Raw genomic sequence first — 20,635 nt, 5'->3', positions numbered from 1 at the left:
TCGATGGACCAGCTGCGGGCGATCCGGGTTTTCGTCCGCGTCATCGACGAGGGCAGCTTCGCCGGCGCGGCGCGGGCGCTGGACCTGGCTCCGGCCGTGGTCACGCGCCTGGTGGCCGAGCTCGAGGAGCACCTGGGCTCGCGCCTGCTCAACCGAACGACGCGCCGCCTGGCGTTGACCGACATTGGTGAGAGCTACCTGGAACGGGCGCGGCGCATCCTGGCCGAACTGGACGAGGCCGAGGCCCTGGTCGTGTCGGCCACGGCGGAGCCGCGGGGCCATCTGCGGGTCTTGCTGCCGCCTGCCCTGGCGGTGCATCAACTGGCCAAGCACCTGCCGCGCTTCAATGAGCGCTTCCCCCTCGTCACGATCGAGCTGCATTCGATCGGACCGGTCGAGACGGCCGACGAGAGTTTCGACATCAGCATCCTGATCACGCGCAACCCTCTGAGCGGCGATTTCGTGGCGCGACGGTTGGCGCGCAGCGAGGTGATCATGTGTGCCGCGCCCGAATACCTGGACCGGCGCAGCCGCCCTCAGAAGCCGCAGGATCTGGCCGAGCACAATGCGCTCCTGCCCCAGACGGTCAGCTTCAACCACGGGGTGACGATGCGTCGCGGTACCGAAACGGTGACGCTGGAACCTTCCAGCAAGCCGCTGCTGCGCGCCAGCCACATCGACACCAACTACGCCGCAGCGCTGCACGGCCTGGGCATCGCCGGCCTGCCCAGCTTCATGATCGAGGACGCCTTGCTGGAAAAGGCGCTGGAGCGGGTGCTGCCCGAATGGCAGCTGTACAGCCTCACCCTGTGGGCCGCGATGCCCACTCGCAAGTACCTGCCGGCCCGGACCCGGGCCTTCCTCGAATTCCTGCTCGAGATCTTCGGCGGCGAGGACCGCGACCCCTGGCTGGCGGCCGCCGGCTGCGAAACCGCCTTCGATCGCGAGCCCTTGGTCAGCTCATTCAGCGCAGATTGAAGCCGGTCTGGGTCAGCTCCGGGCGCAGGTCTTCCAGCAGCCGCTTCAGCGGCGCCAGCTCGACATAGCGCATGGCCACCTTGATGCAGTAGGCGTAGAAGCGCGGCAGGTCGGCGATGTAGGCGCTCTTGCCGTCGCGGTAGTGCAGGCGGCAGTAGATGCCCAGGATCTTCAGGTGGCGCTGCAGGCCGGTCCATTCCAGCCGGCGCCAGAACTCGCCGAAGTCGTCGGCCCAGTGCGCCTCGCCGAACAGGCCGGCCTTGCGGGCCAGCTCCCAGTAGCGGATCGCCCAGTCCAGCTCCTGCTCCTCGTCCCAGGACAGGAAGGCGTCGCGCAGCAGCGAGGCGATGTCGTAGCCGATGGGGCCGGCCACGGCGTCCTGGAAGTCCAATACGCCGGGTGTGCCGTCGGCCAGCAGCATCAGGTTGCGCGGCATGTAGTCGCGATGCATGGGCACGACCGGCTGCTCGGCAATGTTGCGGGCCAGCAGAGCGCAGATCTGCTCCCACCAGGCCTGCTGCTGCTCGTTCCACTGCCTGCCGTGATGGCGCTGCACGCACCAGTCGGTGAAGATCTGCAGCTCGCGGCGCACGAAGGCTTCGTCGAAGGCTGGCAGCTGGGTGGCATCGCCCCGGGTCTGCCAGTGCACCAGGGTGGTGGTGGCTGCCCGCATCAGGCGTTCGGCCTCGGGCATCGTGGCCTGCTGCAAGGCCTTCAGGTAGGTGGTCTCGCCCAGGTCTTCGAGCAGCAGGAAACCGCGCTCCTTGTCGGCCGCATGGATGGCCGGCACATGCAGGCCGCAGCCGGACATCATGGCGCCAACCGCCAGGAAGGGCCGCACGTCGTTGGGCGGCGTCGGCGCGTCCATCACGATGTAGGACTGGCCGGCTTCATCGCGCAGCCGCAGATAGCGGCGCGTGCTGGCGTCCTCGGTGGCCAGGGCCACGCTGTCGGCCCGCAGCTGCAGACTGGCCGGCAGGGACTGCAGCCAGGCATGGAATTCTTGTTCGCGGGCCGCATCGGGCCAGAGGGGCAGGCTCATCGGGAAGGGGGGCTGGAGACAGGATTCGGGGCTGGTCTGGCGCGCCCGGTCGGCGGCCGCCCCTCATGGATAATCGATTCTACAAACCGCCCCCTCCTCGCCTCCCTAGCAAGACCCCCAGTCACCGTGCCGCGCTCCCCTGTTCCCTGTCGAATCGCGCGGCTCGTGCCCCTGGTCCTGGCGATCACCGGCCTGGCTCAGGCCCAGGAGGCCCGCAAGCAGGAAGAACCGCTGACCCTGCGCCGCAGCAAAGTGCTGACACCGCCGGGGTCGAGCACGCCGACCACGCGACCGGCCGTGGTGCTGGGCGCGCGCAAACTGGAGAGCCGCCTGGACCAGGAGGCCACGGCCGAGGGCGATGCTGAATTGCGCTATGGCGAGCTGCTGCTCAAGGCCGACAAGCTCAGCTATCTGGAGCCGCGCGACGAGGCCCGTGCCACCGGCCATGTGGAGGTCAGCCGTGCCGGCAATGTGTTCCGCGGCAGCGAGCTGCAGCTGTTCGTCCAGCGCTTCGAGGGCGAGTTCCTCGACCCCAGCTATTTCTTCTCGCTGACCGGCGGCGGCGGCAAGGCCGCCCGGCTGCGCTTCCTCGGCGAGCAGAAGGTGCTGGCCGAGGGCGGCACCTACAGCTCCTGCCCGGCCGGCGAGGACGGCCAGGAGCCGGCCTGGGAATTGCGCACCACGCGGCTGCGCATGGACTTTGAAGCCAACGAAGGCATCGCCAGTGGTGCCGTGCTGCGCTTTTACGGCGTGCCCATCCTGGCGGCGCCGACCATCAGCTTTGCGCTGGGCTCGGCGCGCAAGTCGGGCTGGCTGCCACCCAATATCGGCCTGGACAACCGCAGCGGCTTCGAGCTGGGCCTGCCCTACTACTGGAACATCGCGCCCCAGCACGACGCCACCTTCACGCCGTTCGTGATGACGCGCCGCGGCGCCGGCGTGGACAGCGAGTTCCGCTACCTGGAGCCGCAGCACAACGGTGTGCTCAACCTGGCCTGGCTGCCCAGCGACCGCGTGGCCAACCGGGCGCGCTGGGCGCTGGACCTGGCCCAGCAGGGCGAGGTCGGCCGCGACTGGCGCTACCAGATCCGCTCCGAGCGGGTCTCGGACGACGAATACTGGAAGGACCTGCCCAAGCGCCTGCACAGCCAGACGCCGCGGCTGCTGGCCACCGACCTGCGCTTCGGCCGCACCGTGCAGCGCGACTGGGGCGAGGCCCAGGCCTATGCCCGGGTGCAGAGCTGGCAGGCCCTGCAGGGCGCCGATCCGCTGAGCCGCTACGAGACGCCCTACCAGCGCCTGCCCCAGGTGGGCCTGCGCCTGACCAGCGAGGCCGACGACGCGGTGATGGCCGGCTTCCGCCCCTGGGGCCGCCGGGCCCGGCTGGAGGGCTCGCTGGAGCTGGAATACAACCGCTTCGAGCTGCCGCGAGAAGCCCTGCTCAGCCAGATCAAGGACCTGCCGACCGGCCAGCGTGCCCATGCGCTGGGCCATGTCAGCGTGCCGCTGGGCGGTGCCGGCTGGTGGCTGATCCCGAAACTGTCGCTCAATGCCGCGGCCTACTCGCTCGACGCCCCCTTGCTGGACGGCCGCCGCAGCATGTCGCGCAGCGTGCCCAGCTTCAGTGTGGACCAGGGCTGGGTGTTCGAGCGCCAGACCGAGCTGTTCGGCCGCGGCACCTTGCAAACGCTGGAGCCGCGCCTGCTGTACGTGAACACGCCGTACCGGGCCCAGCTCGCTCTGCCCAATTTCGATTCGGCGCCCAAGGACTTCAATTTCGACTCGATCTACACCGACAACCAGTTTTCGGGCATCGACCGGGTTTCGGACAACCACCAGCTGACCTTCGGCGCGATCAGCCGCTGGGTCAACGCCTCGCAGGGCGGCGAGCTGCTGCGCCTGGGCCTGGTGCAGCGCTACCTGTTCCGCGACCAGCGCATCACGCCCGACGGCCAACCACAGACCCAGCGCCTGTCGGACCTGCTGCTGCTGGGCTCGGCCCATCTGAACTCTCAGTGGTGGATGGACGCGGCCGTCCAGTACAACCCGGACAGCAGCAAGGCCGTGCGTACCGTGATGTCGGCGCGCTACTCGCCGGGGCCCTATCGCACGGTCAGCGCGGCCTACCGGCTGGCGGCGGGCCAGAGCGAGCAGGTCGAGCTGGGCTGGCAATGGCCGCTGTTCGGCGCCAAGCCCGACGATGGTCCGCGACGCAGCAGTGCCTCGTCCAATGGCAGCGGCAGCTGCAGCGGTGCCTGGTACAGCGCCGGCCGAGTCCAGTACAGCCTGAAGGACAAGCGCTTCACCGATTCGGTGGTCGGCTTCGAGTACGACGCCGGCTGCTGGATCTTGCGCGTCGGCGCCGAACGGCTGTCCACCGGCCGGGCCGAAACCAATACCCGATTGCTGTTGCAACTGGAGCTGGTGGGCCTGTCCCGGCTTGGCTCCAATGCCCTCAAGGTCCTGAGAGACAATATCCCCGGTTACCGTCCGCTGAGCTCAGACCGCTCGGCCAGCTCTGATGCCTCCTATGACTGATCGTCCCGTCGTTCGTTCCCTGGCCCTGGCGGCCGCCCTCTGCGCCGCACTCGGCAGCGCGCCGGCCTTGGCCCAGGGCAGCATCCGCCCCGGCGACCAGATTGCCGCCGTGGTCAACAACGACGTGGTTGCCGCCAGTGAAGTGCTGGCCCGCATCCAGCAGATCCGCGAGGAGGCGCGCCGCAAGGGCGACATCCCGGACCCGGAGGAGATCCGCAAGCAGGCCATGGAAGCGCTGATCCTGGAGCGGGTGCTGGTCACCAATGCCCGCGAGGCCGGCGCCAAGGTGGACGAGCCCGAGCTGGACCGCGTCGTCGCCAATGTGGCGGTGCAGAACAAGATGAGCATGGAGCAACTGCGCGAGCGGCTCAAGGCCGACGGCATGGACTACCGCCGTTTCCGCGAGCAGCTGCGCGACCAGATGCTTATGGAGCGGGTGCGCGAGGCCGAGGTGCAGAAGCGAATCAAGATCAGCGACTCCGACGTGGACAGGTACCTCGAGGAGCAGCAAGAGAAGGCCAACAGCAACCCGCAGCTGAATATCGGCCAGGTGCTGATCAGCGTGCCGGAAGGCGCCTCCGACCAGGTGGTGGCTGAGCGCAAGGCCAAGGCTGAGGCCGCCTTGGCCCGCCTCAAGGCCGGCGAGGACTTTGGCAAGGTGGCGCGCGAGCTGTCGGAAGACAGCTTCCGTGACAAGGGTGGCGAGATCGGCCTGCGCCAGGCGGAGCGCCTGCCGGACCTGCTGGTCGAAGCGGTCAAGGGCCTGAAGACCGGCGAGCTGCGCCCCACGGTGCTGCGCTCGCCCTCGGGCTTCCATGTGCTGAAGATGATCGAACGCCAGGCTCCTACGGCGGCGAACCAGGTCACCCAGACCCGCGCCCGCCATGTGCTGCTGCGCCCTTCGGCCCAGCTCACCAACGAGGTGGCGGCCCAGCGCCTGGCCGAATACAAGCGGCAGATCGAGAGCGGCAGCGCCAAGTTCGAGGACATCGCGCGCCAGAACTCCGAGGACGGCAGTGCGGAGCAGGGCGGTGACCTGGGCTGGGTCGCACCGGGAGTGTTTGTGCCTGAGTTTGAAGAGGCCATGAACGCCCTGCCGCTGAAGGGTATCTCGGCCCCTGTGCCCTCGCGCTTCGGCGTGCACCTGATCCAGGTGCTGGAGCGCAAGGTGGTCGAGCTGGAGCTCAAGCAGATGCGCGAGCAGGCCCGTGGTGCCCTGCGTGAACGCAAGTACGACGAGGCCTACCAGGAGTGGGTCAAGGAACTGCGGGCCAAGGCCTTCGTCGAAATGCGCGAGTGGGCACTCTGAACGCCTGATCGATGGCCCAACACATCGCTCGCAAGCGCTTCGGCCAGCATTTCCTGACCGACAAGGCCATCATCGACGCCATCGTCGATGCCATCGACCCGCAGCCCGGCGAGGCCCTGGTCGAGATCGGCCCGGGCCTGGGCGCGATGACGCTGCCGCTGCTTGAACGGATCAAGCCGTTCACCGTGGTCGAACTGGACCGCGACCTGGCGGCGCGGCTGCGCAAGCGCGAAGGCATCGAGGTCATCGAGTCCGACGTGCTGAAGGTCGACTTCGCCGAGCTGGCCCAGGCAAAGGGACAGAAGCTGCGGGTGGTCGGCAATCTGCCTTACAACATCTCCACGCCCATCCTGTTCCATCTGCTGGGCTTCGTGGATCACGTGGTGGACCAGAACTTCATGCTGCAGAAGGAAGTGGTCGACCGCATGGCGGCCGGCCCGGGCTGCAAGGACTACGGGCGGCTGTCGGTGATGCTTCAGTGGCGCTACGAGGTCGAGTCCATCCTGGATGTGCCGCCGGAGAGCTTCGATCCGCCGCCGCGGGTCGATTCGGCCATCGTTCGCATGCGGCCGTTTGCCGAACCGCCGGCGATCAATCCCGAGTTGCTGGGCGAGCTCGTGGCTGCCGCCTTCTCGCAGCGCCGCAAGCTGCTGCGCCACAGCCTGGGTGTCTGGCTGAGCCAGCGGCATTACGGCGGGCATTTCGACCTGCAGCGCCGGGCCGAGGAAGTGCCGGTCGAGGAATTCGTCGCGCTGGCCAAGGAACTGGCCGGCGCCTGAAAAAGAAAAGAGGCCCCGAGGGGCCTCTCTTTCATCGTGCCTGTCTGCGCGCCTCAGGCGGCGCTCAGCCACATCGAGGTATCGAAGGCACTGCACATCATCGGCATGTTCATGCCGAAGTTTGCGTTGGCTGCTGCCTTGCTGGCATTCTTTGCAGCAGGCTTCTCAATAACCGGGGCCACCTCAGCAGCCCGCTCCCATGACCCGTTTTCTTGGGAGCGGGCTACTGAAAAGAATAGAAGCACCGGAACTGGATCTTGCGATCGGCCCAGTAATCGGCCGCCTCCCGGAACACGTCGAGCAACTGCTCGCGCGCCTCGCGGTCGAAGCGGATGTTGTCGGGCAACTGCTCCAGCACCACCACGAAGCCCGGCTGGCTGCCGGACTTGTGGACCAGGTCGGTCATGCAGTCGTACAAAGCGTCCAGGTTCTTGCCGAAATGCGCCGGAAACAGGAAGGCCTGGGCAATCCCCTCAAGCACGTCCTGCTTGGACTGGGCCTCAGTCAGGTTGGCATACAGGAAATGCTGTCCGGCATCCTGTGCGGCCTGCATCAAGTCCTCTACCCGGTAGGCCCTGATGGCCTGCACGATATTGGGACGGACGGTCTGCAAAAGCATGGTCGCGTTCCTCCTAGATAGTCACAATCTTTCGAACCGCCGGCTCGCTGGCTTCAGGGCGTGGTGACGCGCCGGAAGCTCGCATAGTGGTCGTCGGTGTAAAAGCAAACCTCAGGTTGGGTGGCCGGCGTGCCACCGCAAACCAACCGCCGGGGGCCGCGGCTGCGTTCGCCGGGCGTCTTGACGGTGTATTCGCGGTAGTAACCCCGGGCCTTGACCGGCAGGCGCCGCTCGCGATTGCCAAACACGATGCCGTCCTTGTCGTAGGGGAAGGGTCCCCCGGCAAGGATCTTGGCGTGCGTGGATTGAGCCTGCGGCGGCAATGCCGACAAGGAAACCGTGGCTGTCTCGGTGACCGATTCCTTGGCGGGCACCTGGGCGCCTGTGGTCAGTCCTGCCGCGAAAACGGCTGCCAGACCCAAACGGCGCCAAGATGGCCACACCGGTGACCGATCAAGCAAAGACACGGGTTTACCCTGTTCCTGAAAGGCGACATGGTACCGAAGGAGCCCGAAAAGCTCAAGCCGCAGCCCTCGGCCCGGTCTGGAATCCGGGTCGAGTTAGTGTGCGCACACCGCGCTGCTATGCCACGCCAAATTTGAAATTGGCGAGCTGAAAAATATCGGGTGAGCTCTTACAAACTTTTGTAAAAAGGGCTTCCGTCCGGGCGCTCAGCGCGCAGCATTGGCATCCGCCACGGTCAAGGCCGTCATGTTGACGATGCGTCGGACGGTGGCCGAAGGCGTCAAGACATGCACCGGCTTGGCCGCGCCAAGCAGCACCGGGCCGATGGCGATGCCTCCGCCGGCAGCGGTCTTGAGCAGGTTGTAGGAGATGTTTGCGGCGTCGATATTGGGCAGCACCAGCAGGTTGGCTTCGCCGGACAGCGTCGAACGCGGCATCAGCTGCTGGCGGTAGGCGGCATCCAGCGCCGTGTCGCCATGCATCTCGCCGTCGACCTCCAGCCAGGGGGCGGCCTGCTGGATCAGGCCCAGCGCGTCGCGCATCTTGACCGCCGAGGGGCAGTTGCTGGAGCCGAAATTGCTGTGCGAGAGCAGGGCCGCCTTGGGCCGGATGCCGAAACGCATCAGCTCTTCGGCTGCCATCACCGTGATCTCGGCCAGTTGCTCGGCCGTCGGGTCGTAGTTGACGTGGGTGTCGACCAGGAAGACCTGGCGACCCGGAAGGATCAGGCCGTTCATGCAGGCGAAGTTCTTGACGCCCGGCCGCTTGCCTATGACCTGGTCGATGTACTGCAGGTGCATGGCCGTGTTGGACCAAGTGCCGCAGAGCATGCCGTCGACCTCGCCCTTGTGCAGCAACATGGCGCCGATCAAGGTCAGGCGACGGCGCATCTCGATCTTGGCCAGTTGCTGGGTCACGCCCTTGCGCTCGGTCAGCCGGTGGTAGGTCTGCCAGTAGTCGCGGTAGCGGTGGTCCTGCTCGACGTTGACCGTGTCGTAGTCGCGCCCCTGCTGCAGGCGCAGGCCGAAGTTCTCGCAGCGCTGGGCGATCACCTCGGGACGGCCGATCAGGGTCGGGCGGGCCAGGCCTTCGTCCACCACGACCTGCACCGCACGGAGCACCCGCTCCTCTTCGCCCTCGGCGTAGGCGACGCGGTTCTTGGTCGCACGCTTGGCCAGGTTGAAGATGGGCTTCATCGTCGTGCCCGAGGCATAGACGAAGCTCTGCAGCTTCTCGCGGTAGGCGTCCATGTCGGCGACCGGCCGCAGGGCCACGCCGGAATCGACCGCCGCCTGAGCCACGGCCGGCGCGATCTTCATCATCAGCCGCGGGTCGAAGGGCTTGGGGATCAGGTACTCGGGTCCGAAGCTCAGCGTCGCGCCGGCATAGGCGGCGGCGACGACCTCGCTCTGCTCGGCCTGGGCCAGCTCGGCGATGGCATGGACCGCAGCGATCTCCATCTCATCGGTGATCGTCGTGGCACCCGAATCCAGCGCGCCGCGGAAGATGTAGGGAAAGCACAGGACGTTGTTGACCTGGTTCGGATAGTCGGTGCGGCCGGTGGCCATGACGGCGTCGTCGCGCACCGCCTTGACTTCTTCGGGCAGGATTTCCGGCGTCGGGTTGGCCAGGGCGAAGATCAACGGCTTGGCCGCCATCGTCGCCACCATGTCGGCCTTGAGCACGCCGCCGGCCGACAGGCCCAGGAACACGTCGGCGCCATTGATCACTTCACGCAGCGTGCGTTGCTCGGTCTTCTGCGCGAACTGGGCCTTGTCCGGGTCCATCAGCTCGACCCGACCTTCGTAGACCACGCCGGCCAGGTCGGTCACCCAGATGTTCTCGCGCGGCAGACCCAGCTTGATGAGCAGCTGCAGGCAGGCCAGGGCGGCGGCGCCGGCGCCCGAGGTCACCAGCTTGATGCTCTTGATGTCCTTGCCCAGCACCTTGAGGCCGTTCAGGAAGGCTGCGCCGACGACGATGGCCGTGCCATGCTGGTCGTCGTGGAAGACCGGGATCTTCATGCGCTCGCGCAGCTTGCGCTCGACGTAGAAGCAGTCCGGCGCCTTGATGTCCTCGAGGTTGATGCCGCCGAAGGTCGGCTCCAGCGCGGCGATCACGTCGACCAGCTTGTCGAGGTCCTTCTCCTGGATCTCCAGGTCGAACACGTCGATGCCGGCGAACTTCTTGAACAGCACGCCCTTGCCTTCCATCACTGGCTTGGAAGCCAGCGGGCCTATGTCGCCCAGGCCCAGCACGGCCGTGCCGTTGGTGACCACGGCGACCAGGTTGCCGCGCGAGGTGTAGCGGAAGGCATTGGCCGGGTCGGCCACGATTTCTTCGCAGGCCGCGGCCACGCCGGGCGAGTAGGCCAGGGCCAGGTCGCGCTGGTTGACGAGCTGCTTGGTCGCGGCAATCGCCACCTTGCCCGGGGTCGGAAACTCGTGGTACTCCAGTGCGGCTTTGCGGAGTTCGGCGCGTTTTTCTTCGGACGTGGACATGGGCACTTGGGCGACAGGGCCGGACGGAATCGGGCAGTGATTGTAGGAGCGCGGCTGACACGGTCCCGACTGCGAGAATGCCGCCATGTCCCTTGGTGAATTCGACCTGATCCAACGCTTCTTCCAGCGCGGCCCCGAGCCGCAGCCCGGCGTGGCCCTGGGCATAGGCGACGACTGTGCGGCGCTGGTGCCGACACCGGGTCAGCAGTGGCTGATTTCCTCGGACATGCTGGTCGAAGGTCGGCATTTCCTGTCCACGGTAGCGCCCGAGCGGCTCGCCCACAAGGCGTTGGCGGTGAACCTCAGCGACCTGGCGGCCTGCGGCGCTACACCGCGCGGCTTTACCCTTGCCATTGCCTTGCCGCGGGCCGATGCGAGCTGGCTGGAACGCTTTGCCGCCGGCCTGTTCTCCTTGGCCGATGAACACCGGATTCCGCTGGTCGGTGGCGACACCACGGCCGGCCCGCTCAATCTCTGCATCACCGTTTTCGGCGAGGCGCCCATTGGCACGGCCCTGCTGCGCAGCGGGGCCAGGCCCGGCGATGAGCTTTACGTCAGCGGTACGGTGGGCGATGCACGCTTGGCGCTCGAAGCCTTCCGCGGCACGGTGAGCCTGGCCGGCGATCACTTCGAGCGGGTCCGTCGCGCCATGGAGCTGCCCCAGCCGCGCGTGGCGCTGGGTCAGGCGCTGCGTGGCATTGCCAGCAGCGCGATCGACATCTCGGACGGCCTGCTGGGCGATCTGGCTCACGTGCTTCGCCGATCCGGTGTCGGAGCTACTTTGATGGCCGACGAACTTCCACGCAGCGCCGTGCTGGCGGCCCAGCCGGTGCCGCTGCAGAGGCTTTGCAGCTTGGCCGGTGGCGACGACTACGAGCTGCTTTTCACCGCCGCGCCCGAGCGCCGCGCCGCCATCGCGGCGGCTGCCATTGACAGCGGAACTCGCGTGACCCGCATAGGCCGGATCGAGACCGAACCCGGCCTGCGGTTGCTGGATGGCGCTGGACAGGGGCTGAGCGCCGACTACGAATCCTTCGATCACTTCAAGACTGTCCATGGCTGACCAAGCCCCGCGCCGCGCCACCGCCGGCTTCATGCTGCGCCATCCGGCGCACTGGATCGCCCTGGGCTTTGGCAGCGGACTTTCGCCCAAGGCGCCCGGCACGGCCGGCACTCTGTGGGCCTGGCTGGCCTTCGTTGTGTTGGACCGTTGGCTGACAGCGTCGCAATGGGGCCTGGCGATTGGCCTGGGTACGCTGGTCGGATGGTGGGCCTGCACGGTGACTGCCCGCAACCTCGCAATACCTGACCCCGGCGCCATCGTCTGGGACGAGGTGCTGGCCTTCTGGCTGGTGCTTTGGCTGGTGATGCCGGTCGGCCTGCTGGGCCAGGCCGTCGCCTTCGGCTTGTTCCGGTTCTTCGACGCCGCCAAGCCTGGGCCGGTGCGCTGGGCCGATTCGATGTTCAAGGGCCGGCCTGGCGAGACTGTGGGCTGGGCCCAGGGCTTCGGCATATTGTTTGACGATTTCGTGGCCGCCGGATGTACCCTTGTCGTCATCGCGCTGTGGCGCGCGGTGGTCTGAAACGGAGAACTGCCCATGCTGTTTCCCGACGAACATGAGTTGATAGACCGCATAGGCGTGGCCCTGATCAGGCGGCGCGAGCGCATGGGCACGGCCGAGTCCTGCACCGGCGGTCTGATCGCCTCGGCCTGCACCAGCGTGTCCGGTTCCAGCCAGTGGTTCGAGCGCAGCGTGATCAGCTATAGCGATCAATCCAAGACCGAGCTGCTGGGTGTGCCGCCGGCGCTGATCGCCCTGCACGGTTCGGTCAGCGGCGAGGTGGCCCACCACATGGCGCGCGGCCTGCTGGCCCATGCGCCGCTTGACTGGGCTCTGGCGGTCACCGGCATCGCTGGCCCCACCGGCGGTTCGGCCAACAAGCCGGTCGGCACGGTCTGGCTGGCCCTGGCCCACCAGGGCACGCCGACCCGGGTCTGGAAGGAGCAGTTCGATGGCAATCGGCACGATGTGCGCATTGCCACGCTGCGGGCCGGCCTCGAGGCGCTTTGCGAAGCGGTCGAGGAGAAGGAGTCGTGAGCCTCTATCTTGTGGGCCACTGGAGTGGTCGCAACGATGCGGCGGCGCAGGACGAGCGGGCGGGCTGGCTGTCGGCCCTGCAGGAGGCCCTGCCGCATGAGGAATGGTTGACGCAGCCGCCCACCGACGCTGCCCAGGCGGCGCAGGTCGAGGTGGCCATCGTGGCCAACCCGCCGGCCGGCAGTCTGCAAGGTCTGCCGAATCTGAAGCTGATCCAGTCGGTCTGGGCCGGCGTCGACAAGTTGCTGAGCGACACCACGCTGCCGGCCGGTGTGCCGCTGGCGCGCATGGTCGATCCGGCGATGAACGAGGCCATGGTCCACACGGCGCTGTGGGCCGTGCTTAGCCTGCACCGGCGCTTCTTCGAGCTGGCGGTCCAGCAGCGCGAGGCGCAGTGGCAGCCGCTCAAGTACCGGCGTGCCGCCGAGTGGCGAGTGCTGGTGCTTGGTCTCGGTGAGTTGGGCGGCCGGGTGGCGCGGGCGCTGGCGGCCCAGGGCTATGCGGTCAGCGGCTGGGCCACAAGGCCGGTCAGCCTGTCTGGCGTGGCCTGCGTCCATGGCGAGGATGCCCTGGCCTGGGAACTGGCGTCGGCCAATACCGTGGTCAATCTGCTGCCGCTGACACTTTCCACGCGCGACTTCTTCGATGCGCGCCGACTGGGCCAGATGAAGAAGGGTGCAACCCTGGTCAACCTGGCACGTGGCGCCCATGTGGTCGAGGACGACCTGCTAGCAGCCTTGGACGTCGGCCAGGTCGGACACGCGGTGCTCGATGTGTTTCAGCAGGAACCGCTGCCGACCGGCCATCGCTTCTGGTCGCATCCGCAGGTGACGGTGCTGCCCCACACGGCAGCGCAGACCGATGCGCGCACGGCAGCGGCCGTGGTCGCTGCCAATCTGCTGGCCTTGCGGGCCGGCCGCCCGCTGTTGCACGAGGTGCAGCGTCAGCGCGGCTATTGACCGGGCCTGGACCGGCGACGCCTAGTTCAGCTCCGAGAACATCGTGTCCAGCCGCTCGCCGCTGAGGTCGGGCGCCTGCCAGCGCGGCAGCCACTCGAAGAACTGCTCGACGGGCATGGGTCGGCTGATGAAATAGCCCTGGCCTTCGTCGCAGCCCAGGCCGGCGAGCAGCTTCCAGGCCTTGCCGGTCTCCACGCCTTCAGCCACCACGCTAAGCCCCAGGTTGTGGGCCAACTCGATCGTCGAACGAACGATCTTGGCATCGTCGATCTCGCGCTCCATGGCCATCACGAAACTCTTGTCTATCTTCAGTTCGTCCACGGGCAGACGCTTCAGATAGGCCAGCGAGGAATAACCGGTGCCGAAGTCGTCGATGGACAGGCGGAAGCCCATCTCATGCAAGCGCTCCAGCGTCTGCAGGGCACGCTGCGGGTCATCCATGATGGCGCTCTCGGTGATCTCCAGGCAAAGGAATTCAGGCGCCACCGAGTAACGGCTCAGCAGCTGCTCGACCTTGACCGGCAGGTCCTGGTCCAGCAGGTCGCGGGTCGAGAGATTGGCGCTGATGCGAAGGTCCAGGCCGCGCAGCCGGGCCGACTGCAGCACCTTGGCCGACTCGGCCAGCACCCAGGCGGTCAGCTGACGGATGAAACCGGTCTGCTCGGCGAACGGGATGAAGGCCATGGGCGGCACCAGGCCGCGCTGCGGATGGTCCCAGCGCACCAGGGCTTCGGCACTGACGACAGCTCCGCTGTTCAGGTCGATCTTGGGCTGCAGGTACAGGCGCAGCTCGTTGGCCTCGACCGCATGGCGCAGCTCGCCCAGCAGGGACAGCGACTCCTGGCTGCCGGCATCCAGCGCCGCCTCGTAGACCATGCTGCCGCATTGCCGCCGCTTGGCCGAATACATGGCCAGCTCGGCGCGGCTGAGCAGGGTGCTGACCTCGATGCCGTGCTCGGGGCTCAGCGCAATGCCGATGCCGGCGCCTATATCCACGGTCTGGTCCTCGATGTGCAGCGGCTGTTCGAAGTCTTTGAGGATGCGCCGGGCGGCCTGGATGGCCGCCATCTCGTCGGCACCTTCCAGCAGTAGCACGAACTCGTCGCCGCCCAGCCGGGCAAGCAGGCTCGAACTCGCTGCCGAGAGCCTGCTCAGCCGCTCCGACACGCTGCACAGCAGCTGGTCGCCGAAGGCGTGGCCCAGCACGTCGTTGACATGCTTGAAGCGGTCCAGGTCCAGCATCAGCACTGCGCAGCGGCCGGAGGCATTCAGCTGCTGCGACAGCCTCTGGCTGAACTGCTCGCGGTTGGGCAGACCGGTCAGCGGGTCCCAGAACGCGAGGCGGCGCACCTGCTCCTCGCGGGCGCGGATGTCGGTGCGCATGGCCTCGAAGGCGGTGGCCAGGGCGCCGACCTCGTCGGTGGACTTGGGCTCGATGGGCGTGTCGTAGTCGCCGCGGCCCAGGCGCTTGGCCGACTCGGCCAGCAGCTTCAGCGGCTCGGTGATGCGGCGGGCGAAGGGCAGGCTCAGCAGCACGAACAGGGCAACGCCGACGCCGGTCAGGCCCAGCAGCTTCCACTGCAGCTGCCGGTAGGGCGCGATGGCCTCGTCGAACGAGCGCAGCAGCAGCACGCCCACCTCGTCGCCGGAGGCGCGCACCAGGCTGACGTAGCGACCGCGCAGTTGCTCGCCGCCGAGCTTCAGCGCGAACAGGGTGCCGTCGGCGCGCAATTGCGGCGCCAGCTCGTTGTCTATCAGCTGTGGCCGGCTGCTGACCAGCACATGCCAGTCCGGGCCGTTGTTGACCACGGCCGCGTCCAGCCGCGACAGCTGCTTCAGGTCCTTCAGCGTGGCGCTGTCCAGCTCGAAGGCCATGAGCACCGAGCCGTTGGGCGCCGGCGTGCAGACCGGCACTGCGACCACCTGGTAGGGCTGCCCGCCGACCAGCACGATGTTGGGCCCCTGGATCGCCTCGCTGCCGCCGCGACACCGCATCTTGCGGGTCAGCGGGGCGATCAGCTTGGCAAAGCCCTCGACCTGCGGACGCGTCGCGGCCACCAGGCGCTGCTCGCGGTCGGCATAGACGACCACAGTGGCGCCAATGCGGTCGCCGTGGTTCTTCAGGGCGTCGGTGAGGGTCGGCACATCCTGCTGGCCTTCGCCGTTGCCTATGGTCTCAATGAAACCGTAGTCGGCCGCCAGCACGCGGGCCGCATCGTTGCGCTTCTCTGCTTCCTGAACGAGCAGGCGCCGGTAGACCCGCTCGCCGGTCTCCAGCTCTGCCGAGATCGAGGCCTCGGCATTGCGCTCGATGCTGCTGCCGATCAGGCCGAAGCTGATCAGCTGCACCACCAGCAGCAGGCCCAGGAACATGGCGACGATGCGCGCCTCCAGCCGGCGCAGGTCGAGCAGACGGGGCAGTCTCATGGGCTGCTTCACTCCACTTGCAGCGTCACCACCGTCTGGCCCGCCGCGGCGCCCACGCTGAGCGCCTGCGACTGCAGCCGCGGCTCGGGGCTGCGCGGGTGCCAGGTCTTGAGCTGGTGCTCGCCGGCCGGCAGCTCCAGCTGAACCAGGCCGCGCGCGTCGGTCTTGGCGAACACCGGTGTGTCCACCACCACCACATGGGCGCTCATCTGGTCATGGATGTTGCAGCCCAGCGTGGCCACGCCGGGCTTGTCGAACAGCACCGGCTCGGCCGGCGTGCCGGCGTAGAGCTTCAGGTCGAACTTCTTGGTTGGCGAGAACGAATAGACATGGTGGCGGACCGTGTCGAAGTTCGGGAAGTTGACCGCCGTGCCGGTCTGCACGACCAGCACATAGGGAATGAACTGGCGCTCGCGCTGGGCGACCTCGGCCTTGACACCGCTGGCCGTGCTGCGCTGGCCCTTGATCTCGACGGCCACCACGGCATCCTGCAGCGGCTTGCCATCGGGCGAGCGCACCTGCACGGTCCACGAGGCGGACAGCGCCTGTGGGGCCAGACAAAGCAGGAGCGGGGCGACGGCGAGAGTCAGGGCTTGTCGCATGGACAGATCGGCGGCAGCAATGCAGCCCGCACGATAACCCGATTCGGCGCCCGGCGGGACTAGGGGCGGGCCGGGCGAGAGGCGGCCTGTTGCATCAGCATCAGGGCCAGGCGTTGCAGGGCGGCCCAGGGCTCGCTCGGCCAGTCCGGATGGCGCAGGCCCTTGACGATGCCGTCGACCACCTGGGCGGCTTCCAGCAGGCGCGCCAGCTCGCGGCTCCTGAGACCGGGCAGCAGGCGCTCGAACAGCCTTTCCTTGTTGCCCCAGACCCGCGCCTCGCGCAGGGCCATGGGCAGGGGCTTGCCGGCATCCATGCCGTCGCGCACGCGCTTGAGGGCGCGGATGTCCTCGGCCAGGGTCCAGTGCACCAGCACCGCCGCCTCGCCCTCGGCCTCCAGGCCGTTCAGCATGCGCATCACCCGGGCCGACTGGCCGGCCAGAACGGCCTCGCTGAGCTTGAAGACGTCGAAGCGGGCCACGTCAAGCACGGCCTGCTCGATGTTCTCGAACGTCAGTTCGCCTTGCGGATGGAGCAGGGCCAGCTTCTGCAGTTCCTGGTGGGCGGCCAGCAGATTGCCCTCGACCCGGTCGGCGAAGAAGGCCAGGGCCCGCTGCCCGTCCTCGCCTTCGGCCACGCGCTGCCCTTGGGCGGCCAGGCGCTGGGCGATCCATTGCGGCAGGGCGCGCCGCTCGATCGGCTCGACTTTCACGGTGACGCCCACGCCGTCGAGTGCCGTGAACCAGGCGCTGGAGAGCTGGGTCTTGTCCAGCCTCGGCAGGGTGACCAGGGTGACTATGTCCTCGGGCACGGCCTCGCAATAACGCTGCAAGGCCTCGGAGCCGTCCTTGCCCGGCTTGCCCGAGGGAATGCGGATCTCGATGAACTGGCGCTCGGAGAACAGGCTCATGGCCTGGGCAGCGGCCAGCACCGGGCCCCAGTCGAAATAGGCGCCGCTGACGGTGAAGACCTTGCGTTCGCCATAGCCCTGCTGGCGCGCGGCGGCGCGGATCGCGTCGCCAGCCTCCTGGGCCAGCAGCGGTTCGTCGCCATGGATCGTGTAGACCGGCTTCAGGCCCTTGGACAGCTGGGCCGCGAGGGCCTCGGGACGCATCTGCATCGCGGCAGGCTCAGCTGGGCAGCTTGACGGCCGCCAGATGGCGCATCACCTGGGCCACAGCGTCGGACTGCATGGCGCGGTACAGCGCTGCCTCCTCCTGCTCCTTGGCCAGGGCGGCGGTCTCGGTGTAGTTCATCTCGCGCGTCAGCCGCAGCTCGGTGCGCGGCAGCAGCAGCTCGCCACCGGGCGTGCGCAGCAGGAAATCGAAGCGCAGCCGCAGCTGCCATTCACGCACCTGGCCGGCGCTGGTGGAGGCGACCACGGTCTTGTCGCGGCGGTCGAAGCGGCTCTCCAGGATCAGCTCGGCCTGCTGCAGGTCCTCGACGATGCGGGCCTGGCTGCGGCCGATCTGGCGGCGCAGCTCGGCTAGCATGGGCGAGTCGCCCTGGAAGCCGACCAGGGCGATGCGCTGGATCTTGAGCTCGCTGTCGCGGCGCAGCTCGAAGCCGCAGGCCACCATCAGCGTGGCCGGCAGGGCGAGGACCAGGCGACGGCGACCGGCGAGCATGGCCTTCAGACCACCACGTTGACCAGGCGGCCCGGCACGATCACGACCTTCTTGGCCGGCTTGCCTTCGCTGAACTCCGCGAACTTCTCGTGCGCCAGCGCGGCGGCCTCGATGGCGGCCTTGTCGGCAGCGGCCGGCACCTTGAGCGCGCCGCGCAGCTTGCCGTTGACCTGCAGCATCAGCTCGATCTCGTCCTGCACCAGGGCGGCTTCATCGACGGTCGGCCAGGGCGCGTCGAGCAGGTCGCCCAGCTCGGCCGCAAAGCCCAGGTCCTGCCACAGCTGGTGGGCAATGTGCGGGCAGGCCGGGTAGAGCACGCGCAGCAGCACCGAGAAGCCTTCGCGCACGGCCGCTTCCTGGCCGGCGGCCTTGAAGCCTTCCAGCGCGTTCAGGAGCTTCATCGCGCCGGACACCACGGTGTTGTATTGCATGCGCTCGTAGTCGTACGAGACCTGCTTCAGCACCAGGTGCACCTCGCGGCGCAGGGCCTTGCCGTCGCCGCTCAGTGCGGTGAAGTCGGCACCGGCGGCCTTGATGCCCTCGGCATTCTTGGCGCCGAAAGCCCAGACCCGCTTGAGGAAGCGGTGCGCGCCTTCGACGCCGGCATCGTTCCACTCCAGCGTCTGTTCCGGCGGCGAAGCGAACATCACGAACAGGCGGGCCGTGTCGGCGCCGTGTTCATTGATCAGCTGCTGCGGGTCGACGCCGTTGTTCTTGGACTTGGACATGGTGCCCACGCCCTCGTAGTCCACATGCGAGCCGTCGCTCTTGAGCTTGGCGCCGGTGATCTTGCCGCCTTCGTCGAAGCTGTTCTCGACCTCGTGCGGCCAGAAGTACTCGATGCCGCCCTTCTCGTTGCGGCGCGAGTAGATGTGGTTCAGCACCATGCCCTGGGTCAGCAGCTTGGTGAACGGCTCGTCCACCTTGACCAGGCCCAGGTCGCGCATCACCTTGGTCCAGAAGCGCGCGTACAGCAGGTGCAGGATGGCGTGCTCGATGCCGCCTATGTACTGGTCCATCGCGGCGCCCTGGCGCATCCAGTAGGCCGTGCCGTCGCCGACCATGGCTTCGCCGTTCTTGGCGTCGCAATAGCGCATGAAGTACCACGAGCTGTCCACGAAGGTGTCCATCGTGTCAGTCTCGCGCTTGGCCGGCTTGCCGCAGATCGGGCAGCTGCAGTTCAGGAAGTCGGCGCGCTTGGCGAGCGGGTTGCCGCTGCCGTCCGGGATGCAGTCCTCGGGCAGCACGACCGGCAGGTCCTTCTCGGGCACCGGCACGGCGCCATGCTCTTCGCAATGGATGATGGGGATGGGCGTGCCCCAGTAGCGCTGGCGGCTGATGCCCCAGTCGCGCAGACGCCAGGTGGTCTTCTTGGCACCGAGGTCCTTGGCGCCGACCAGCTCGGCCACCTTGTCCACGGCGGCCTTGTAGCCCAGGCCGTTCAGCACGCCGGACTCGATGCACACGCCCTTTTGCTTGTCGCCGTACCACTCGGCCCAGGCGGCCGTGCTGTAGCTCTGGCCTTCGACGGCCACGACCTGCTTGATCGTCAGGCCGTATTTCTTGGCGAATTCGAAGTCGCGCTCGTCATGCGCCGGCACGCCCATCACGGCGCCGTCGCCATAGCTCATCAGCACATAGTTGCCGACCCAGACCTCGACCTGCTCACCGGTCAGCGGATGGGTGACGAACAGGCCGGTCGCCATGCCCTTCTTCTCTTGCGTGGCCAGCTCGGCCTCGGTCGTGCCGCCCTTCTTGCATTCCTCGATGAAGGCAGCCAGCGCGGCATTGCCTGCCGCGGCGTGCGATGCCAGCGGGTGCTCGGGTGCCACGGCGCAGAAGGTCACGCCCATGATGGTGTCGGCGCGGGTGGTGAAGACATAGAGCTTGCCGTCCTGGATCAGCGCGCCGTCGGCGCCCTTGATCTCATGCGGGAAGGCGAAGCGCACGCCCTCGCTCTTGCCTATCCAGTTCTCCTGCATCAGGCGCACGCGCTCGGGCCAGCCGCTCAGATAGCTCTTGTCCGACGGGTCGGCCACGGCCGACAGCAGCTCCTCGGCGTACTGGGTGATGTTCAGGTAGTAGCCGGGAATCTCGCGCTTCTCCACGAGGGCGCCGGAGCGCCAGCCGCGGCCGTCGATGACCTGCTCGTTGGCCAGCACGGTCTGGTCCACCGGGTCCCAGTTGACGACCTGGGTGCGGCGTTCGGCGATGCCCTTCTCCAGCATCTTCAGGAACAGCCACTGGTTCCACTTGTAGTACTCGGGCTGGCAGGTGGCGATTTCGCGCGACCAGTCGATGGCCAGGCCCATGGCCTGCATCTGGCCCTTCATGTAGGCGATGTTGTCGTAGGTCCACTGCGCCGGTGGCAGCTTGCCCTTCATCGCGGCGTTCTCGGCCGGCAAGCCGAAGGCGTCCCAGCCCATGGGCATCAGGACATTGAAGCCCTTCATGCGCAGCTGGCGGGTCAGCATGTCGTTGATCGTGTAGTTGCGCACATGGCCCATGTGCAGCTTGCCGCTGGGGTAGGGCAGCATGGAGCAGGCATAGAACTTGGGCTTGCTCGAATCCTCGACGACGCGATAGGCGTCGCGCGATTCCCAGTACTGCCGCGCGGCGGCTTCGATCTCGTTCGGGGCGTACTTGTCGTTCATGCTGGGTCAAAAAGGCAGACGGCGCGCGGCCCCGGGC

17 protein-coding genes are annotated in these 20,635 nt (G+C 67.5%); 8 read left to right on the top strand and 9 right to left on the bottom strand.

The genetic code is table 11. The annotated features are described in order from the left end of the window. The first annotated feature begins 3 nt into the window (after window positions 1-3). On the top strand, window positions 4-978 hold the full coding sequence (locus QT382_RS12945; RefSeq protein WP_289254440.1) for a LysR family transcriptional regulator: 975 nt from the start codon (window positions 4-6) through the stop codon (window positions 976-978). Here the strand turns inward: QT382_RS12945 and QT382_RS12940 are convergent. Beyond that, complete coding sequence (locus QT382_RS12940; protein ID WP_289254439.1) at window positions 965-2,020, bottom strand: aminoglycoside phosphotransferase family protein; 1,056 nt, start codon at window positions 2,018-2,020, stop codon at window positions 965-967. The two genes, QT382_RS12945 and QT382_RS12940, sit on opposite strands and share 14 nt — an antisense overlap. Window positions 2,021-2,185: 165 nt before the next feature. On the opposite strand from QT382_RS12940, the gene QT382_RS12935 reads away from it, so the two are divergent. From QT382_RS12935 to rsmA, 3 genes are read left to right on the top strand one after another with little or no spacing between them, the layout of a single operon-like run. Continuing rightward, complete coding sequence (locus QT382_RS12935) at window positions 2,186-4,558, top strand: LPS-assembly protein LptD (protein ID WP_289254438.1); 2,373 nt, start codon at window positions 2,186-2,188, stop codon at window positions 4,556-4,558. Continuing rightward, on the top strand, window positions 4,551-5,867 hold the full coding sequence (locus QT382_RS12930; protein ID WP_289254437.1) for a peptidylprolyl isomerase: 1,317 nt from the start codon (window positions 4,551-4,553) through the stop codon (window positions 5,865-5,867). Before QT382_RS12935 ends, QT382_RS12930 begins: the two co-directional genes overlap by 8 nt. An 11-nt stretch (window positions 5,868-5,878) precedes the next feature. Then, complete coding sequence (gene rsmA / locus QT382_RS12925) at window positions 5,879-6,646, top strand: 16S rRNA (adenine(1518)-N(6)/adenine(1519)-N(6))-dimethyltransferase RsmA (protein ID WP_289254436.1); 768 nt, start codon at window positions 5,879-5,881, stop codon at window positions 6,644-6,646. Between the two features lie 223 nt (window positions 6,647-6,869). On the opposite strand, the gene QT382_RS12920 is transcribed toward rsmA, so the two are convergent. The 3 genes from QT382_RS12920 to QT382_RS12910 form a co-directional block, all read right to left on the bottom strand. Next, window positions 6,870-7,265 carry a barstar family protein gene (locus tag QT382_RS12920; RefSeq protein WP_289254435.1) on the bottom strand — a complete coding sequence of 132 codons (396 nt, stop codon included), beginning with the start codon at window positions 7,263-7,265 and terminating at the stop codon, window positions 6,870-6,872. Between the two features lie 53 nt (window positions 7,266-7,318). Further along, window positions 7,319-7,657, bottom strand: a complete 339-nt coding sequence (locus QT382_RS12915; protein WP_289254728.1) for a guanyl-specific ribonuclease — start codon at window positions 7,655-7,657, stop codon at window positions 7,319-7,321. Window positions 7,658-7,936: 279 nt separating this feature from the next. After that, window positions 7,937-10,231: an NADP-dependent malic enzyme gene (locus tag QT382_RS12910; protein ID WP_289254434.1), complete on the bottom strand. Its 2,295-nt coding sequence runs from the start codon at window positions 10,229-10,231 to the stop codon at window positions 7,937-7,939. Window positions 10,232-10,316: 85 nt separating this feature from the next. On the opposite strand from QT382_RS12910, the gene thiL reads away from it, so the two are divergent. From thiL to QT382_RS12890, 4 genes are read left to right on the top strand one after another with little or no spacing between them, the layout of a single operon-like run. Beyond that, window positions 10,317-11,294, top strand: a complete 978-nt coding sequence (thiL, locus tag QT382_RS12905; RefSeq protein ID WP_289254433.1) for a thiamine-phosphate kinase — start codon at window positions 10,317-10,319, stop codon at window positions 11,292-11,294. Then, entirely contained in the window at window positions 11,287-11,814 is a 528-nt protein-coding gene (locus QT382_RS12900; RefSeq protein WP_289254432.1) for a phosphatidylglycerophosphatase A family protein, read from the top strand. The genes thiL and QT382_RS12900 overlap by 8 nt, the downstream gene beginning before the upstream one ends. Before the next feature lie 15 nt (window positions 11,815-11,829). Beyond that, window positions 11,830-12,330 (top strand): CinA family protein, encoded by a 501-nt coding sequence (locus QT382_RS12895; RefSeq protein ID WP_289254431.1) that lies wholly within the window; start codon window positions 11,830-11,832, stop codon window positions 12,328-12,330. Next, window positions 12,327-13,289, top strand: coding sequence for a 2-hydroxyacid dehydrogenase (locus QT382_RS12890; RefSeq protein WP_289254430.1), 963 nt, complete (start codon window positions 12,327-12,329; stop codon window positions 13,287-13,289). The genes QT382_RS12895 and QT382_RS12890 overlap by 4 nt, the downstream gene beginning before the upstream one ends. 21 nt (window positions 13,290-13,310) lie before the next feature. On the opposite strand, the gene QT382_RS12885 is transcribed toward QT382_RS12890, so the two are convergent. From QT382_RS12885 to leuS, 5 genes are read right to left on the bottom strand one after another with little or no spacing between them, the layout of a single operon-like run. Further along, window positions 13,311-15,716, bottom strand: coding sequence for a bifunctional diguanylate cyclase/phosphodiesterase (locus QT382_RS12885; protein WP_289254429.1), 2,406 nt, complete (start codon window positions 15,714-15,716; stop codon window positions 13,311-13,313). A gap of 8 nt (window positions 15,717-15,724) precedes the next feature. After that, window positions 15,725-16,318: a methylamine utilization protein gene (locus tag QT382_RS12880; RefSeq protein WP_289254428.1), complete on the bottom strand. Its 594-nt coding sequence runs from the start codon at window positions 16,316-16,318 to the stop codon at window positions 15,725-15,727. Window positions 16,319-16,377: 59 nt separating this feature from the next. Continuing rightward, a complete protein-coding gene (gene holA, locus QT382_RS12875; protein WP_289254427.1) occupies window positions 16,378-17,436 on the bottom strand; it encodes a DNA polymerase III subunit delta in 1,059 nt (352 codons plus the stop codon). A 10-nt stretch (window positions 17,437-17,446) separates the two neighbouring features. Next, entirely contained in the window at window positions 17,447-17,944 is a 498-nt protein-coding gene (locus QT382_RS12870) for an LPS-assembly lipoprotein LptE (RefSeq protein ID WP_289254426.1), read from the bottom strand. A gap of 5 nt (window positions 17,945-17,949) precedes the next feature. Further along, window positions 17,950-20,598 (bottom strand): leucine--tRNA ligase, encoded by a 2,649-nt coding sequence (gene leuS, locus QT382_RS12865; protein WP_289254425.1) that lies wholly within the window; start codon window positions 20,596-20,598, stop codon window positions 17,950-17,952. Window positions 20,599-20,635: the final 37 nt, after the last annotated feature.

Source organism: Pelomonas sp. SE-A7 (assembly GCF_030345705.1).
Classification (GTDB): domain Bacteria; phylum Pseudomonadota; class Gammaproteobacteria; order Burkholderiales; family Burkholderiaceae_C; genus JAUASW01.
Note: the sequence above shows the minus strand (reverse complement) of the source record. Positions and strands in the feature narration are given on the sequence as shown.

What these genes read in the sequence shown, in the direction of transcription:
- QT382_RS12945 (WP_289254440.1), top strand. Translation starts at nt 4, where the DNA reads ATGGACCAGCTGCGGGCGATCCGGGTTTTCGTCCGCGTCATCGACGAG.
- QT382_RS12940 (WP_289254439.1), bottom strand. Translation starts at nt 2,020, where the DNA reads ATGAGCCTGCCCCTCTGGCCCGATGCGGCCCGCGAACAAGAATTCCAT.
- QT382_RS12930 (WP_289254437.1), top strand. Translation starts at nt 4,551, where the DNA reads ATGACTGATCGTCCCGTCGTTCGTTCCCTGGCCCTGGCGGCCGCCCTC.
- rsmA (WP_289254436.1), top strand. Translation starts at nt 5,879, where the DNA reads ATGGCCCAACACATCGCTCGCAAGCGCTTCGGCCAGCATTTCCTGACC.
- QT382_RS12920 (WP_289254435.1), bottom strand. Translation starts at nt 7,265, where the DNA reads ATGCTTTTGCAGACCGTCCGTCCCAATATCGTGCAGGCCATCAGGGCC.
- QT382_RS12910 (WP_289254434.1), bottom strand. Translation starts at nt 10,231, where the DNA reads ATGTCCACGTCCGAAGAAAAACGCGCCGAACTCCGCAAAGCCGCACTG.
- thiL (WP_289254433.1), top strand. Translation starts at nt 10,317, where the DNA reads ATGTCCCTTGGTGAATTCGACCTGATCCAACGCTTCTTCCAGCGCGGC.
- QT382_RS12900 (WP_289254432.1), top strand. Translation starts at nt 11,287, where the DNA reads ATGGCTGACCAAGCCCCGCGCCGCGCCACCGCCGGCTTCATGCTGCGC.
- QT382_RS12895 (WP_289254431.1), top strand. Translation starts at nt 11,830, where the DNA reads ATGCTGTTTCCCGACGAACATGAGTTGATAGACCGCATAGGCGTGGCC.
- QT382_RS12885 (WP_289254429.1), bottom strand. Translation starts at nt 15,716, where the DNA reads ATGAGACTGCCCCGTCTGCTCGACCTGCGCCGGCTGGAGGCGCGCATC.
- QT382_RS12880 (WP_289254428.1), bottom strand. Translation starts at nt 16,318, where the DNA reads ATGCGACAAGCCCTGACTCTCGCCGTCGCCCCGCTCCTGCTTTGTCTG.
- holA (WP_289254427.1), bottom strand. Translation starts at nt 17,436, where the DNA reads ATGCAGATGCGTCCCGAGGCCCTCGCGGCCCAGCTGTCCAAGGGCCTG.
- QT382_RS12870 (WP_289254426.1), bottom strand. Translation starts at nt 17,944, where the DNA reads ATGCTCGCCGGTCGCCGTCGCCTGGTCCTCGCCCTGCCGGCCACGCTG.
- leuS (WP_289254425.1), bottom strand. Translation starts at nt 20,598, where the DNA reads ATGAACGACAAGTACGCCCCGAACGAGATCGAAGCCGCCGCGCGGCAG.